Here is a 15,277-nt window from a genome sequence, read left to right as displayed (position 1 = left end):
TTCCCTATCAGTGCGCGGCGGCCGGGGCCAGGCCGTCCGGAATGGGCGCGTCCACCGCGCGCTTGCCGGCGATCGTGCGGTACACGTTCCAGGCCATGATCAGCATCCCGGAGAGGAAGCACAGGCCGCCCAGCAACCGGATCAGATAGAACGGATACTTGGCCTTCACCGCTTCGACGAATGCGTAGGTCAGCGTGCCGTCGGGCTGCGTGGCGCGCCACATCAGGCCCTCCATCACGCCCGCGATCCACATCGACGCGATATAAAGCACCACGCCGATCGTCGCGATCCAGAAGTGCCATTCGATCAGCCGCACGCTGTGCATCTGCTTCTCGCCGAACAGGCGCGGAATCAGGTAGTAGAGCGAGCCCACGGAGATCATCGCGACCCAGCCCAGTGCGCCCGAATGGACGTGGCCGATCGTCCAGTCCGTGTAGTGCGACAGCGCATTGACGGTCTTGATGGACATCATCGAGCCTTCGAACGTGGCCATGCCGTAGAACGACAGCGCGACGACGAGGAACTTGAGGATCGGGTCCGTGCGCAGCTTGTGCCAGGCGCCCGACAGCGTCATGATCCCGTTGATCATGCCGCCCCACGACGGCGCGAGCAGGATCAGCGAGAACACCATGCCCAGCGACTGGGCCCAGTCGGGCAGCGCCGTGTATTGCAGATGGTGGGGGCCGGCCCACATGTAGGTGAAGTTGAGCGCCCAGAAGTGGACGATCGAGAGCCGGTAAGAGTAGATCGGGCGGCCGGCCTGCTTGGGGATGAAGTAGTACATCATCCCGAGAAAGCTCGTGGTGAGGAAGAACCCGACCGCATTGTGGCCGTACCACCATTGCACCATCGCGTCCTGCACGCCCGCGTACGCCGAATAGGACTTCCACATCGACGCCGGCATCTCGATGTTGTTCACGATATGCAGCAGCGCGATGGTCAGGATGTAGGCGCCGAAGAACCAGTTGGCCACGTAGATATGGCGCGTCTTGCGGCGGATGATGGTGCCGAAGAACACGATTGCGTAGGCGACCCATACCAGCGTGATCAGGATGTCGATCGGCCATTCGAGCTCGGCGTATTCCTTCGAGCTCGTGATGCCCATCGGCAGCGTGATGACGGCCGCCACGATGACCGCCTGCCAGCCCCAGAACGTGAACGCGGCCAGCGGGCCGCAGAACAGGCGAGCCTGGCACGTGCGCTGCACCACGTAGTACGAGGTCGCGAACAGCGCGCTGCCGCCGAACGCGAAGATCACCGCGTTGGTATGGAGCGGCCGCAGCCGGCCGAACGACAGCCACGGTGTATTGAAGTTGAGATCCGGCCAGATCAGTTGCGCCGCCAGCAGGACGCCGACAGCCATGCCAACGATCCCCCAGACCACGGTCATGATCGCGAACTGCCGCACCACGCCGTAGTTGAAGGTTCCTGCGCGGGTATCCGCGCGCGTGCTCGCGAGATCCGGCACGCGAGACGCAGCGGTGGTGACTTCCATTCAGACCCCCAATGCAAAAGTGAGATAAAAAACCCCGATGACGACCCGACTTTAGTGAAGCGTCATCGACCCGGCGTTGACCTCCATCAACTTTGAGGAAATTGCGATGAACTTTTTTCGAGGGTGTTGCGCGGCGTCACGCTGTCGTTGTCGAGCAGGATGGCTTCCGCCGGGCGGTCGAGGTCGTCGTACTGACCCGCATGCATGGCCCACCAGAGCGCGCCGGCAATCAGCGCCACCAGTACGAGGCTCATCGGCACCAGCAGGTAGAGCATGTCCATCGTCAGGCCTCTTTCGGTACGCGTAGCAGCCGCCAGGCGTTGAGCACGACCAGCAGCGAGGACAGCGACATGCCGATGCCGGCCATCCACGCGGTGACATGGCCGGTGGCCGCGAGCGGGATGGCGATGACGTTGTAGGCGAATGCCCAGCCGAGGTTCTGCCGCATGACCCGGCGCGCGCGGCGGGCGACGGTCAGCGCGGTGGCGATCGTGGCAATGTCGTCGTGCATCAGCACCGCGTCGGCGCCCGCCTGGGCGAGCGGGGCACCGCTGCCGATGGCGATGGAGACGTGGGCCTGTGCGAGCACGGGGGCGTCGTTGATGCCGTCGCCGACGGCGAGCACCACGGCACCCGACTGCTGGAGCGCGGCCACGTCGTCGCGCTTGCCCTCGGGCGTCCGCGCGCCCGCGGCGCGGGCGATATCGAGCCGCTGCGCCCATGCCTGCACGGCGTTCGGGTGGTCGCCCGAGAGCAGGTGCACACGCACGCCGAGGCGATGCAGGCGGGCCAGCAACAGGCCGGCCTGCGGCCGCGCGACGTCGGCCAGCACGAAGCGCGCGAGCAGACCTTGATCGTCGCCGAGCCAGATAGGGGTGGCAAGCGCAGCGTCCGCGCCGGACGTGCCGGTCGTGCCGGTCGTGCCGGTCGTGCCGGTCGTGCCGGTCGTGCCGGTCGTGCTGGACGTGCCGGTCGTGTCGGGCGTGCCGGTCGTGCCGCGCGTTGCGTCGCAGGCCCGGGCCGCGGTCACGAACGCGTAGTGGCCCAGCCGCAGTTGCCGCGCTCCCAGCGTCGCCTCGACGCCCTGCCCCGGCACATTGCGGAGCCCATGCACCGCGGGCAGGCTCGCGCCGGATGCGTCCGCCCGCAGCGCGCGGCCGATGGGGTGTTCGCTGTCGCGCTCCATCGCCGCGGCCAGCGCGCGGCATTGCGAGGCATCCAGCGCGCCGAGCACGTCGGTATCCACCACCGAGAACGTCCCCTGCGTCAGCGTACCGGTCTTGTCGAGCACGACGTCGGTGACACGCGCGAGCGTCTCCATGGCATGGCCCCGCGTCATCAGCAGTCCGCAGCGGGACAATGCGGCCCCCGCAGCCGCCAGTGCCGCGGGCGCGGCCAGCGACAGCGCGCAGGGGCAGCTCACCACGAGCACCGCGACGGTCACCGGCAACGCGCGCGCCGGATCGATCCACAGCGCCCAGACCGCGCCCGTGACTGCGGCAAGCAGCAGCAACGTCCCCACGAACCACGCCGCCACGCGATCGGCGAGCGCCGCGATGCGGGGCTTGTCGGTCAGCGCGCGGTCGAGCACCGCGACGATCTCGGCCAGCCGCGTCGCGGCACCGATGCGCGTCACGCGAAGCTCCACCGGGCTCGCGCTGTTGAAGCTGCCCGCGAGTACCGTGCCGCCGATCCCCCGCGGCACCGGCCGCGGCTCACCTGTCAACAGCGCTTCGTCGAACTCGCTTGCACCGAGCACGATCGTGCCATCGGCGGGCACCACGTCGCCCGCTCTCACCCGCACGCGGTCACCCACCCGCAGCCGCGCGACGGGAATCCGCTCACTCGCGGCGCCGGCTTCCGCCACGCGCTCGCAGGTAGCCGGCAGTTGCCGCGCGAGCATCTCGGCGCCGCTGCGCGAGGCCTGCCGTACGCGCAGCTCCAGATACCGGGCCAGCAACAGGAACGCCACGAACATCGTGACGGAGTCGAAGTAGACCTCCCCGTGGCCGCGCACGGTGGCCACCGTGCTCGCAAGAAAACCGGCCGCCACGCCGATCGCTACCGGCACGTCCATCCCCGCGCGGCCCCCGCGGAGATCGCGCCATGCACCAGCGAAGATCGGCCACGCCGAATAGGTGACCACCGGCAGCGTCAGCGCAAAGCTCGCCCAGCGCATCAGCGTCAGCAGGCCCGCGTCGATGGTCGCCTCGTAGGTGTAGACCGGCCACGCATACATCATGACCTGCATCATCGCGAGCATCGCCACCGCCATGCGCATCAGCAGCGCCCGGCGCTCGCGGCGGTCCGCGCGGTCGGCGCGGCCCACCTCGAACGGCCAGGCGAGATAGCCGATATCGGCAAGCGCGGCCAGCAGCCCGGCGACCGGCTGCGCCCCCGCGCGCCAGCGGACGACCACACGGCGCGTGGCCACGTTGGCCACCGCCGATACCACGCCCGGCAACTGCTGAAGATGCTGTTCGATCAGCCATGCGCACGCGGCGCAGCGGATATTCTCCGGAGCGAGCGTGATTTCCGCTTCGTCGGTACCGATATCGCGAACGAACTGCGCGCGCAGTTCCGGCGCGTCGTAGGCCGCCCAGACCAGCTCGGCCTCGCGCCGGGCATCGCCTTCGATCGGGCGGGCAAATTTCCCCGCGGCAAGCGCGGTATCGGCGTAGAAATGTCCAAAGCCGGCCGCATGCAGCGTGCGGGCAAGGGTCATGCAGCCGCCACAGCAGAATTGCCGCAGCGTGCCATCGAGAGAGAGGGACAGCGGCGCGCCGGAACCGACCGGCTGGCCGCAGTGAAAGCATGCGAGGGACATGGGGCGCTCTTTTACCTACGGAATAGTAGGTAGCGCCCCGCCCTCACACTTTGATGCAGATCAATCGACGGTGAGGTGTGCCCTCATCCGGCGGCAAACATCGGCGTCTGTCTTTCCGCGATCAGTATCAGGTCAGAGACGTATCCATCGTCCTGCGCGCGGATTCGAGGTATTCGCGCGACTGCATCTCGATGATGCGGGACACGGTGCGGTGGAACTCGTTGGCCATCTGGCCTTCGGTATAGAGCTCGTCCGCGGGGACCTCGGCGGACATCAGCAGCTTGACCTTGTGGTCGTAGAACACGTCGATCAGCCACGTGAACCGGCGCGCTTCCGACGACATGCGCGGCGTCATCTTCGGCACGTCGGAAAGAATCACCGTATGGAACTGCGAAGCGAGCTCCAGGTAATCGTTCTGCGAACGCGGACCGCCGCACAGCGTCGCGAAGTCGAACCACACCACGCCGTTGGCACGGCGCAATGCCTTCAGCTCGCGATGCTCGATATGCAGGATCGGCGATTCGTCGGCCGTGCCCGCAATGGCTACGAATGCATCGCGCAGCGCGGCGCTCGCTTCGCGACCCAGCGGCGTGTGGTAGGCCTCCACCTGCTCGAGCGCGCGCTTGCGGTAGTCGATCCCGGCATCGACATTGAGCACGTCGAGCTTCGTCTCCAGCAACGCGATGGCCGGCAGCACGCGGTCGCGATGCAGTCCATCCGGATACAGCAGATCCGGCCGGTAGTTCGACGTCATGACGAACTGCACGCCGTTCGCAAAGAGCTGGTCGAGCAGGCGGTGCAGCATCATCGCATCGGCCACGTCGCTGACGTGGAACTCGTCGAAGCAGATGAGCCGGTACTTGCGCGCGATGCGCCGGGCCAGTTCGTCGAGCGGATCGGCGCGGCCGCGCAGTTCCTCGAGCTGGCGATGCACCTCGCGCATGAATTCATGGAAATGGAGCCGCGTCTTGCGCACCACGGGCACGCAGGTATAGAAGCTGTCCATCAGGAACGACTTGCCGCGCCCCACCCCGCCCCACAGATAGACGCCCTTGGGCACATCGGGATGCACGAGCAGCTTCTTCAGTGCATTGCCGCGGCGCGCCTTGTAGGCGACCCATTCGTCGTAGCACTGCTGCAGCCGCGCGACCGCGCGCAGCTGCGCCTCGTCCGACTGGTAGCCGCGCTGCTGAAGTTCGTGCTCGTAATACTCGGTGACGTTCATGCTGTTCGGGGCGCGCTCCGCACTCTCGTGCCGGCGCTGCAAGTGAAAACGGCGCGCCGCTCCGGGAATCCCCAGATACGGCGCGCCGGATAGGCTTTACATGGAAGGCGCGTGCCTTACATGTTCAGCTGACGCTTGTCGACGGCCAGCGCGGCTTCGCGCAGGACTTCCGACATCGACGGGTGCGGATGGCAGACGCGGCCGATATCCTCGCTCGCAGCCTTGAATTCCATCGCGGCCACGGCTTCGGCGATCAGGTCCGACGCGTTGGCGCCGATGATATGCACGCCGAGGATCTCGTCGGTCTTGGCATCGGCCAGCATCTTCACGAAGCCTTCCGCATGGCCCATCCCCAGCGCACGGCCGTTGGCCATGAACGGGAACTGACCCGACTTGTACTCGCGGCCTTCGGCCTTGAGCTGCTGCTCGGTCTTGCCGACCCATGCGATTTCCGGGAACGTGTAGATGACCCACGGCACCGTGTTGAAATCGATATGCGGCTTCTGGCCGACGATGCGCTCGGCCACGGCCACGCCTTCGTCTTCGGCCTTGTGCGCGAGCATCGGGCCACGCACCACGTCACCGATGGCCCACAGGCCCGGCACCTTGGTCTGGCAGTGGTCGTCCACCTCGATGAAGCCACGCTGGTCCACGCCCAGGCCCACGGCTTCGAGGCCGAGGTTGTCGGTGTTCGGCACGCGGCCTACCGACACGATCAGGCGATCGACGTCCAGCGTCTGCGCGGCGCCGTCCTTGTCCGTGTAGTTCACGGTGACGTTGTCCTTGCCAGCCTTGACCTCGTTGACCTTCACGCCGAAGTTGAACTTCAGGCCCTGCTTGGTCAGCAGCTTCTGCGCTTCCTTGGCCACGCCTTCGTCGGCGGCCGCCAGGAACGTCGGCAGTGCTTCCAGCACGGTCACTTCGGCACCCAGACGGCGCCATACCGAGCCGAGCTCCAGGCCGATCACGCCGGCACCGATCACGCCCAGCTTCTTGGGCACGGTGTCAAACTTCAGCGCGCCTTCGTTGTCGCTGATCAGCTTGTTGTCGACGGGGATGCCCGGCAGATGACGCGCCTTCGAACCCGTGGCGATGATGACCTGCTTGGCCGTCACGACTTCGCCGGCGATCTCCACCTGGAAACCCTCTGCGGTCTTGCCGACGAACTTGCCGTAGCCCTTGAGCAGCGAGACCTTGTTCTTGCGGAACAGGAACTCGATGCCCTTCGTCATCTTGCCGACGATATCGTCCTTGCGCTTCAGCATCTTGGCCACGTCCACCTTGACGTCGCCCACGGTAATGCCGTGGTCGGCCAGATGATGCTGCGCGTTGTCGAATTCTTCCGACGAGGCCAGCAGCGCCTTCGAAGGAATGCAACCCACGTTCAGGCAGGTACCGCCAAGGCGGGCTTCGCCCTTGGGATCGTCATAGGCGTTGCCTTCGCAGCACGCCACGTTCAGACCGAGCTGGCCAGCGCGAATCGCGGCGATATAGCCGCCAGGGCCGGCGCCAATGACCAGCACGTCGAATTGTTTGCTCATGGAAATTCCTTTTGCGCGCGCCGCCCCGGCCGCCTTGTGCAGGCGGCCGGCGTTCATGCGGGCGCTATAGACAGAGACTGACGCTTACAGGTCGAGCAGCAGGCGGGCCGGATCTTCCAGCGCTTCCTTCATGGCGACGAGGCCGAGCACCGCTTCGCGGCCGTCGATGATCCGGTGGTCATAGGACATGGCCAGGTAGTTCATCGGGCGGATCACGATCTGACCGTCTTCCACCACGGCGCGATCCTTGGTGGCGTGCACGCCCAGGATGGCCGATTGCGGCGGGTTGATGATCGGGGTGGACAGCATCGAACCGAACGTACCGCCGTTCGAGATCGAGAACGTACCGCCGGTCAGGTCTTCCAGCGACAGCTTGCCGTCACGGGCCTTGGCGCCGAACTCGGCGATCTTCTTCTCGATGTCGGCCAGGCTCATCTGGTCGGCATTGCGCAGGATAGGCACCACCAGACCGCGCGGCGAGCCCACGGCGATACCGATGTCGAAGTAGCCGTGGTAGACGATGTCGTTGCCGTCGACCGAAGCGTTGATGATCGGATACTTCTTCAGCGCGTGCACGGCGGCCTTCACGAAGAACGACATGAAGCCGAGCTTCACGCCGTGTTCCTTCTCGAAGCGGTCCTTGTACTTGTTGCGCAGATCCATCACCGGCTTCATGTTCACTTCGTTGAACGTGGTGAGGATGGCGTTGGTCGATTGCGATTGCACCAGACGCTCTGCGATACGGGCACGCAGGCGGCTCATCGGCACGCGCTCTTCCGGACGGTCGCCCAGCGCGGCGAAGTCCACCTGCGCCGACACCTGCTGCAGCGCGGGCTTGGCCGCTGCCGGTGCGGGGGCAGCCTTGGCGGCCGGTGCCGGTGCCGAGCTGGCGGCCAGCACGTCGCCCTTGGTGATGCGGCCATCCTTGCCGGTACCGGCAACCTGGCCAGCCGACAGGCCGCCTTCGGCCATCAGCTTGGCAGCCGACGGCATGGCCACGGCGCCTGCGGCGGCCGGGGCGGCCGCGGGTGCGGCAGCAGCCGGTGCGGGGGCAGCGGCGGCCGGTGCCGGAGCGGCGGCGGCCGGTGCGGCGGCGCCAGCGGTGGCTGCGGTGTCGATCTTGGCGATGATTTCATCGGCCACGACGGTATCGCCATCGTTCTTGACGATCTGCGACAGCACGCCGGCGGACGGTGCGGGCACTTCGAGCACGACCTTGTCGGTCTCGATTTCAATCAGGATCTCGTCCTGGGCGACAGCTTCGCCAGGCTTCTTCTTCCAGTTCAGCATGGTCGCTTCGGCGACCGATTCGGACAGCTGCGGAACCTTGACGTCAACAATAGCCATGGTTGGGAAATTCCTCGATGTATGCGTGTGGGTTGAACGGACGGCGGTCGCGGCGGCACACCCTGTGCCGCCGCGAGCCGCCGTCGCGGATTACTTGGTCAGAACAAAGCCCTTGAGCTTGGAGAAGGCGGCTTCCAGCAGTGCCTTCTGTTGCTCGTTGTGCTTTGCGTAGTAGCCCACCGCCGGCGATGCCGACGCGGGACGACCCGCATAACCGAGCTTCTGGCCTTCCGTCATGTTTTCCATGATGTAGTGCTGCACGAAGAACCAGGCACCCTGGTTCTGCGGCTCGTCCTGGCACCACAGGATTTCGGTCGCGCCCGAGTACTTCTTGAGTTCGGCGGCAACGGCCTTGTGCGGGAACGGATACAGCTGTTCCAGACGGATGATCGCCGTGTCGGTGGCGCCGCGTTCCTTGCGGGTGGCGACCAGGTCGTAGTAGACCTTGCCCGAGCACATGATCACGCGCTTGACCTTGCTGGCGTTCAGTTCTTCGTGATCGGGGATGACCGTCTCGAAGTGACCCTTGGCCAGATCGGACAGCGGCGACACCGCGTCCTTGTTACGCAGCAGCGACTTCGGCGTCATGATCACCAGCGGCTTGCGGAACAGACGGATCATCTGACGACGCAGCAGGTGGAAGATCTGGGCCGGCGTGGTCGGCTGGCAGACCTGCATGTTGTGGTCCGCGCAAAGCTGCAGGAAGCGCTCGATACGGGCCGAGCTGTGTTCCGGACCCTGGCCTTCGTAGCCGTGCGGCAGCATCAGCGTCAGACCCGAGGCGCGGCCCCACTTCACTTCGCCCGACGAGATGAACTGGTCGATCACGACCTGCGCGCCGTTGACGAAGTCGCCGAACTGGGCTTCCCAGATGACGAGCGCGTTCGGCTCGGCGGTCGAGTAGCCGTACTCGAAACCGAGCACCGCTTCTTCCGACAGCACCGAGTCGATCACCGTGAACGGTGCCTGGTTTTCCGACACGTTCTGCAGCGGCACGTAGCTGCCTGCATCCCAGCGCTCGCGCGCCTGGTCGTGCAGCACGGCATGGCGGTGCGTGAAGGTACCGCGGCCCGCGTCCTGGCCCGTAATACGGACCGGGTAGCCCGAAGCCACCAGCGAGGCGAAGGCCAGGTGTTCACCCATGCCCCAGTCCAGCGGCTGGTCGCCACGACCCATGTTCGCGCGGTCCTTGACCACCTTTTCCACCAGCGGGTGGAGCTTCAGGTGCTCGGGCACCGTGGTGATGCGCTCGGCCAGACGCTTCAGTTCCGTGACGGGCACGGCGGTGTCGGCCGTGTCGGTCCACTTGCGGTTCAGGAACGGCATCCAGTCCACGGCGAACTTGTTCTTGAAGTTCGACAGGACCGGGTCGGCCGTGTGCTTGCCCGCATCCATCGCGGCGCGGTATTCCTTCACCTTCTCGTCGCCGAAGTCGGCCGGCACGAGGTTCTGCGCGGCCAGCTTGTCGGCGTACAGCTTGCGCGTGCCCGGGTGCTGACCAATCTTCTTGTACATCAGCGGCTGCGTGACGGCCGGGGTGTCCTGCTCGTTGTGACCCAGCTTGCGGAAGCAGATGATGTCGACGACGACGTCCTTCTTGAACTCCATGCGGAAGTCCACGGCCAGCTGCATCGCGTACACGACGGCTTCGGGATCGTCACCGTTCACGTGCAGCACCGGCGCTTCGATCATCTTGACCACGTCCGTGCAATACAGCGTCGAACGCGCATCGCGCGGGTCGGACGTCGTGAAGCCGATCTGGTTGTTGATCACGATGTGCATCGTGCCGCCCGTGCCGTAGCCGCGGGTCTGCGCGAGGTTCAGCGTTTCCATCACGACGCCCTGGCCCGCGAAGGCCGCGTCGCCGTGCACCTGCACCGGCAGCACTTCCTTGTGGCCGGCTTCGCCGCGGCGTTCCTGGCGCGCCTTCGACGAACCTTCGACCACCGGGTTCACGATTTCCAGGTGCGACGGGTTGAACGCGAGCGACAGGTGAACCGGGCCGCCTTCGGTCGAGACGTCGCTCGAGAAGCCCTTGTGGTACTTGACGTCGCCTGCGGGCAGATCGTCAACGTGCTTGCCTTCGAATTCGGCGAACAGGTCGGCGGGCATCTTGCCCAGCGTGTTGACCAGCACGTTCAGACGGCCGCGGTGGGCCATGCCGATCACGATTTCCTGCACGCCCTTGCTGCCGGAGTGCTGGATCATCTCGTCCATCGCCGCGATGAAGCTCTCGCCGCCTTCGAGCGAGAAGCGCTTCTGGCCGACGTACTTGGTGTGGAGGAAGCGCTCGAGGCCCTCGGCCGCGGTCAGGCGGTCCAGGATCTGCTTCTTCTTCTCCAGCGTGAACACGGGCTTGGAACGCGTCGTTTCCAGACGCTCCTGCCACCAGCGCTTCTGCGCCTGGTCGCTCACGTACATGAACTCGGCGCCGATCGTGCCGCAGTACGTTTCACGCAGGTTGTTGAGCAGCTCGCGCAGGCTCATCGACTCCTTGCCGAAGTACGTGTTGCTGGCGTTGAAGACGATGTCGAGATCGGCTTCGGAGAAGCCGTAGAAAGCGGGATCCAGATCCGGCAGAGGCGGACGTTCCTGGCGCTTGAGGGGATCGAGGTCCGCCCAGTAGGTACCGATATTGCGGTAAGCGGCGATCAGCTGCGTGGCAGCGACGCGCTTGCGCCCCATGTCGGAGTCGGCGGAGGCAACGATGGTCTTGATCGGGCCCTGCTTGGCGCGCTCGGCAAACGAAGCGACGATCGGGGCGTGGGGGATGTCACGGGCGTTAGAACCGTCCACTGCGGGAACGTTCTGCATCGCGTCGAAGTACGCGCGCCAGTTGTCGGGGACCGAACTCGGATTCTGGAGGTAGGCTTCGTACAGCTCTTCCACGTAAGGGGCGTTGCCGCCGAAGAGGTACGAATTGCTCTGATACTGCTGCATCATGGGGCGCTCACTATTCTCCGGGTACCCCGGAGTTAAGCGGGTTCATCAACCTTCCGCGACACGGCTTGACCGGTTAGCGGATTGCAAACAACTGTACAAGTTGTGCGGGGAAGGACCTAAGTCTTCACTCGCGAAAGAATAGCACGTTCTCCTACATACAGTGCGTACTTTTCGTTATGCAAAATCAGGCCGGTGCAATGCGGTCCACCGCGTCCGTGATCAGGGTGTCGAGCCCCCACCCGAACAGCTCCGCCGCCCGGGCCGGGTCGTTCACCGTGTAGCAAAGTACCTTGTAGCCGGCCGTATGCGCCTGTTGGATGACGTTGGCATCGAGTTCGCCGTGGTTGGCGTCGAGTCCCACGCAGCCCAGCCGCGCCAGCCGGTCCAGCCAGTCGGTCGGCAGCGTCTTGACCAGCAGCGCGCGCGGCAGGTCCGGCGCGGCCTCCCGCGCGGCTTCCAGCGCCGCTTCGGAGAACGAGGACAGCAGCGGCGGCACCGCCGCGCCCGCCCACAGGGACAGCGCGTCCAGCGCCACGGCGGCGCCGGTCCGGTATTCGTCACCCGGCACGGGCTTGATCTCGATGTTCACGAGCAGGTCGTTCGCGCGCGTATAGCGCGCGATGGCCGCCAGCGTCGGCACGGGCTCGCCCGCGAAGGCGGGGCTGTGCCAGCTGCCGGCGTCCAGGGCGGCGATCTCGCCCAGCGTCAGCGCATCGACGCGGCCGTGGCCCGAGGTCGTGCGGTCCAGCGTGGCGTCGTGCATGAGCACGGGCTTGCCGTCGCCGGACAGCTTGACGTCGAACTCGAACATCCGGTAGCCGAACGAGGCGCCGTGACGAAACGCGGCCAGCGTGTTCTCGGGCGCGAGCTTGCCCGCGCCGCGATGCGCGACGTGGCGCGGATACGGCCAGTTGGCGAAATCGACCTTGGGCGTGCTCATGCCAGCGCCTCGATGCGCTTGCCCGACGCGATATCGAAGAAGTGCAGATGCTCGGCCGATGCCGTGATCGGCAGCTTGTCGCCGGCGCGCACGGACATGTGACTCTCCAGCCGCACGACGAGCGGCTGACCGCCAATCGAGCCGTACGCGAACGAATCCGCACCGAGCGCTTCCACCACGCGCACGTCCACCTCGGCAATCGCCTCGTGGGCCGCGCAGGGCTCGATATGCTCGGGACGCAGGCCCATCAGCGCCTGCTCGGGCAGGTGCAGGCCCATCGGCAGGTGGCCCAGCGTGGCCGTGCCCTGCCCCGCGCCTTCCTTCGGCGTGACGCGCATCTGCGCCTCGCCGCCGTCGGTGCCGGCGCCCGTGCCGTTGCGCGTGACCGGAATCAGGTTCATCGGCGGCGAACCGATAAAGCCGGCCACGAACGTGCTCGCCGGCTTCGCATATACCTCGAGCGGCGTACCGATCTGCTCCACCTTGCCGCCGCTCAGCACCATCATGCGGTCGGCCAGCGTCATGGCCTCCACCTGATCGTGCGTCACGTACATGCTCGTGGTGCCGAGGCGGCGATGCAGGTCCTTGAGTTCCAGGCGCATCTGCACGCGCAGCTTGGCATCGAGGTTCGAGAGCGGTTCGTCGAACAGGAACACGGCCGGCTCGCGCACGATCGCGCGGCCCATCGCCACACGCTGGCGCTGGCCGCCGGACAGCTGGCGCGGCTTGCGATCGAGCAGCGACGCGAGTTCGAGAATGCCCGCGGCGTGCTTGACGCGCTGGTCGATCTCGGCCTGGCTCATCTTGCGGATGCGCAGGCCGTAGGCCATGTTCTCGTACACGCTCATATGCGGGTACAGCGCGTAGTTCTGGAACACCATCGCGATATCGCGCTCGGCCGGTTCCAGGTCGTTCACGACCTTGCTGCCGATGTGGATCTCGCCACCGGTCACCGTCTCCAGCCCCGCCACCATGCGCAGCAGCGTGGACTTGCCGCAGCCCGACGGGCCGACGATCACGATGAACTCGCCGTCGGCGATTTCCATGTCGATGCCATGCACGACCTGCGTGCCGCCGGCATAGGTTTTCTGAACGTTACGAAGGGACAGACTTGCCATGAGTAATTTCCTGCCGCGATGTTATTTCTCGGTTTCCACGAGGCCCTTGACGAACCAGCGCTGCATCAGCAGCACCACCAGTGCCGGCGGCACCATGGCGAGCATCACGGTCGCCATCACGAGATTCCAGTCGGTTGCCGCGTCGCCCGAGCGCGAGATCATCTGCGTGACGCCCACCACCACCGGCGTCATCGACTTCTGCGTGGTGATCAGCAGCGGCCACAGATACTGATTCCAGCCGTAGATGAACTGGATGACGAACAGCGCCGCGATGCTCGTGCGCGAAAGCGGCAGCACCACGTCCCAGAAGAAACGCAGTGGGCCCGCGCCGTCGATGCGCGCGGCCTCGGCCAGCTCGTCCGGAATGGTCAGGAAGAACTGGCGGAACAGGAACGTCGCGGTCGCCGAGGCGATGATCGGAATCGTCAGGCCGAAGTAGCTGTCGAGCATGCCGAGGTCCGACACGACCTTGTAGGTCGGCAGGATCCGCACTTCCACCGGCAGCATCAGCGTGATGAAGATGAGCCAGAAGAACAGCTTTCGCATCGGAAAGCGGAAGTACACGATCGCGAACGCCGAGATGATCGAGATGGCGATCTTGCCGAGCGCGATACCGAGCGCCATGATCAGGCTGTTCTTCATCATGGTCGTGACCGGCGAAGCGGACTCGCCCACGCCGGAGAACAGGACCGTGCGGTAGTTGTCGAAGAAGTGGCTGCCTGGCAGCAGCGTCATCGGTGCGTCCAGCACCTGTTCCGGCGTGAGCGTCGATGCGACGAACGTCACGTAGACCGGGAACGCGACCACCGCGATGCCGAGGATCAGCACCACGTGGGTCAGGATATCGAGAATGGGGCGTCTTTCTACCATGGCGACCTCAATACTGAACCTTGCGCTCGACGTAGCGGAACTGCACTACCGTCAGCGCGATCACGATCACCATCAGCACCACCGACTGCGCGGCGGAGCCACCGATGTCCATGCCACGGAAGCCGTCGTGGAACACCTTGTACACGAGCGTGTTCGTCGAGTTGAACGGACCGCCGTGCGTGACCGCGTCGATGATCGCGAACGTGTCGAAGAACGCGTACACGACGTTGATCACGAGCAGGAAGAACGTGGTCGGCGAGAGCAGCGGGAAGATGATGGACCAGAAACGCTTCCACGGACCGGCGCCGTCGATCGCGGCCGCCTCGATCAGCGAGCGCGGAATGCTCTGCAGGCCGGCCAGGAAGAACAGGAAGTTGTAGCTCACCTGCTTCCACGCGGCGGCGAGCACCACGAGCAGCAGCGCCTGATGGCCGTCGAGCAGGAAGTTCCAGTTCACGCCCATCGCGCGCAGGCCGTACGACACGATGCCGAGCGTGGGGTTGAACATGAACATCCACAGCACGCCGGCCACGGCGGGGGCTACCGCGTACGGCCAGATCAGCAGTGTCTTGTAGGCCGTGGCGCCGCGCAGCACGCGATCGGCGAAGTACGCGAGCAGCAGTGCCGTGGAGAGACCCACCAGCGTCACGCCGATCGCGAATACGGCGGTGATCTCGAACGACTCGATATAGAGCGGGTCGTTCCAGAGCACCATGAAGTTGTCGAGCCCGACGAACTCCAGGTTGATGCCGAAGGCATCCTGCTGCAGCATGGACTGGTACAGCGCCTGGCCGGCGGGGAGGAAGAAGAAGATCAGCGTGATGGCGATCTGCGGCAACACCAGCAGATACGGCAGCCACGGCGAGCGGAAAACGACGCGTTTTTCCATCGGGAGTCTGAATCTGAAACCGAAACTAACAGGGCGAATCGGGCCGCGCGAGGCGGCCCGACCGTACAGCGAGGACGACGGG

The 15,277-nt window shown here is 65.6% G+C and carries 11 protein-coding genes; all 11 read right to left on the bottom strand.

Features of this window, described 5'->3' with window-relative positions; all coding sequences use genetic code 11:
- Nucleotides 1-7: 7 nt before the first annotated feature.
- Nucleotides 8-1,390, bottom strand: coding sequence for a cytochrome-c oxidase, cbb3-type subunit I (gene ccoN, locus FOB72_RS04160; RefSeq protein WP_263364772.1), 1,383 nt, complete (start codon nt 1,388-1,390; stop codon nt 8-10).
- 191 nt (nt 1,391-1,581) lie between these two features.
- Nucleotides 1,582-1,776, bottom strand: a complete 195-nt coding sequence (gene ccoS / locus FOB72_RS04155; protein WP_150371362.1) for a cbb3-type cytochrome oxidase assembly protein CcoS — start codon at nt 1,774-1,776, stop codon at nt 1,582-1,584.
- A gap of 2 nt (nt 1,777-1,778) precedes the next feature.
- On the bottom strand, nt 1,779-4,322 hold the full coding sequence (locus FOB72_RS04150) for a heavy metal translocating P-type ATPase (protein WP_150371361.1): 2,544 nt from the start codon (nt 4,320-4,322) through the stop codon (nt 1,779-1,781).
- Nucleotides 4,323-4,449: 127 nt separating this feature from the next.
- On the bottom strand, nt 4,450-5,547 hold the full coding sequence (gene zapE, locus FOB72_RS04145) for a cell division protein ZapE (protein WP_150371360.1): 1,098 nt from the start codon (nt 5,545-5,547) through the stop codon (nt 4,450-4,452).
- Between the two features lie 116 nt (nt 5,548-5,663).
- Nucleotides 5,664-7,088, bottom strand: a complete 1,425-nt coding sequence (gene lpdA / locus FOB72_RS04140; protein WP_150371359.1) for a dihydrolipoyl dehydrogenase — start codon at nt 7,086-7,088, stop codon at nt 5,664-5,666.
- 84 nt (nt 7,089-7,172) lie between these two features.
- Nucleotides 7,173-8,435, bottom strand: a complete 1,263-nt coding sequence (gene odhB, locus FOB72_RS04135) for a 2-oxoglutarate dehydrogenase complex dihydrolipoyllysine-residue succinyltransferase (protein ID WP_150371358.1) — start codon at nt 8,433-8,435, stop codon at nt 7,173-7,175.
- Nucleotides 8,436-8,525: 90 nt separating this feature from the next.
- Complete coding sequence (locus FOB72_RS04130; RefSeq protein ID WP_150371357.1) at nt 8,526-11,378, bottom strand: 2-oxoglutarate dehydrogenase E1 component; 2,853 nt, start codon at nt 11,376-11,378, stop codon at nt 8,526-8,528.
- Between the two features lie 184 nt (nt 11,379-11,562).
- Entirely contained in the window at nt 11,563-12,318 is a 756-nt protein-coding gene (gene ugpQ / locus FOB72_RS04125; protein WP_150371356.1) for a glycerophosphodiester phosphodiesterase, read from the bottom strand.
- Nucleotides 12,315-13,436: a sn-glycerol-3-phosphate import ATP-binding protein UgpC gene (locus FOB72_RS04120; RefSeq protein ID WP_150371355.1), complete on the bottom strand. Its 1,122-nt coding sequence runs from the start codon at nt 13,434-13,436 to the stop codon at nt 12,315-12,317. The genes ugpQ and FOB72_RS04120 overlap by 4 nt, the downstream gene beginning before the upstream one ends.
- Before the next feature lie 21 nt (nt 13,437-13,457).
- Nucleotides 13,458-14,306, bottom strand: a complete 849-nt coding sequence (gene ugpE / locus FOB72_RS04115; protein WP_150371354.1) for a sn-glycerol-3-phosphate ABC transporter permease UgpE — start codon at nt 14,304-14,306, stop codon at nt 13,458-13,460.
- Nucleotides 14,307-14,313: 7 nt separating this feature from the next.
- Complete coding sequence (gene ugpA / locus FOB72_RS04110) at nt 14,314-15,195, bottom strand: sn-glycerol-3-phosphate ABC transporter permease UgpA (RefSeq protein ID WP_109580759.1); 882 nt, start codon at nt 15,193-15,195, stop codon at nt 14,314-14,316.
- Nucleotides 15,196-15,277: the final 82 nt, after the last annotated feature.

It is taken from the genome of Cupriavidus pauculus (assembly GCF_008693385.1).
GTDB classification, from domain to species: Bacteria; Pseudomonadota; Gammaproteobacteria; order Burkholderiales; family Burkholderiaceae; genus Cupriavidus; species Cupriavidus pauculus_D.
Note: the sequence above shows the minus strand (reverse complement) of the source record. Positions and strands in the feature narration are given on the sequence as shown.

Excerpts from the sequence above, each read along its gene's own strand:
- ccoN (WP_263364772.1), bottom strand. The coding sequence starts at position 1,390 with ATGACCGTGGTCTGGGGGATCGTTGGCATGGCTGTCGGCGTCCTGCTG.
- zapE (WP_150371360.1), bottom strand. The coding sequence starts at position 5,547 with ATGAACGTCACCGAGTATTACGAGCACGAACTTCAGCAGCGCGGCTAC.
- ugpE (WP_150371354.1), bottom strand. The coding sequence starts at position 14,306 with ATGGTAGAAAGACGCCCCATTCTCGATATCCTGACCCACGTGGTGCTG.
- lpdA (WP_150371359.1), bottom strand. The coding sequence starts at position 7,088 with ATGAGCAAACAATTCGACGTGCTGGTCATTGGCGCCGGCCCTGGCGGC.
- ugpA (WP_109580759.1), bottom strand. The coding sequence starts at position 15,195 with ATGGAAAAACGCGTCGTTTTCCGCTCGCCGTGGCTGCCGTATCTGCTG.
- FOB72_RS04120 (WP_150371355.1), bottom strand. The coding sequence starts at position 13,436 with ATGGCAAGTCTGTCCCTTCGTAACGTTCAGAAAACCTATGCCGGCGGC.
- FOB72_RS04150 (WP_150371361.1), bottom strand. The coding sequence starts at position 4,322 with ATGTCCCTCGCATGCTTTCACTGCGGCCAGCCGGTCGGTTCCGGCGCG.
- ugpQ (WP_150371356.1), bottom strand. The coding sequence starts at position 12,318 with ATGAGCACGCCCAAGGTCGATTTCGCCAACTGGCCGTATCCGCGCCAC.
- ccoS (WP_150371362.1), bottom strand. The coding sequence starts at position 1,776 with ATGGACATGCTCTACCTGCTGGTGCCGATGAGCCTCGTACTGGTGGCG.
- FOB72_RS04130 (WP_150371357.1), bottom strand. The coding sequence starts at position 11,378 with ATGATGCAGCAGTATCAGAGCAATTCGTACCTCTTCGGCGGCAACGCC.
- odhB (WP_150371358.1), bottom strand. The coding sequence starts at position 8,435 with ATGGCTATTGTTGACGTCAAGGTTCCGCAGCTGTCCGAATCGGTCGCC.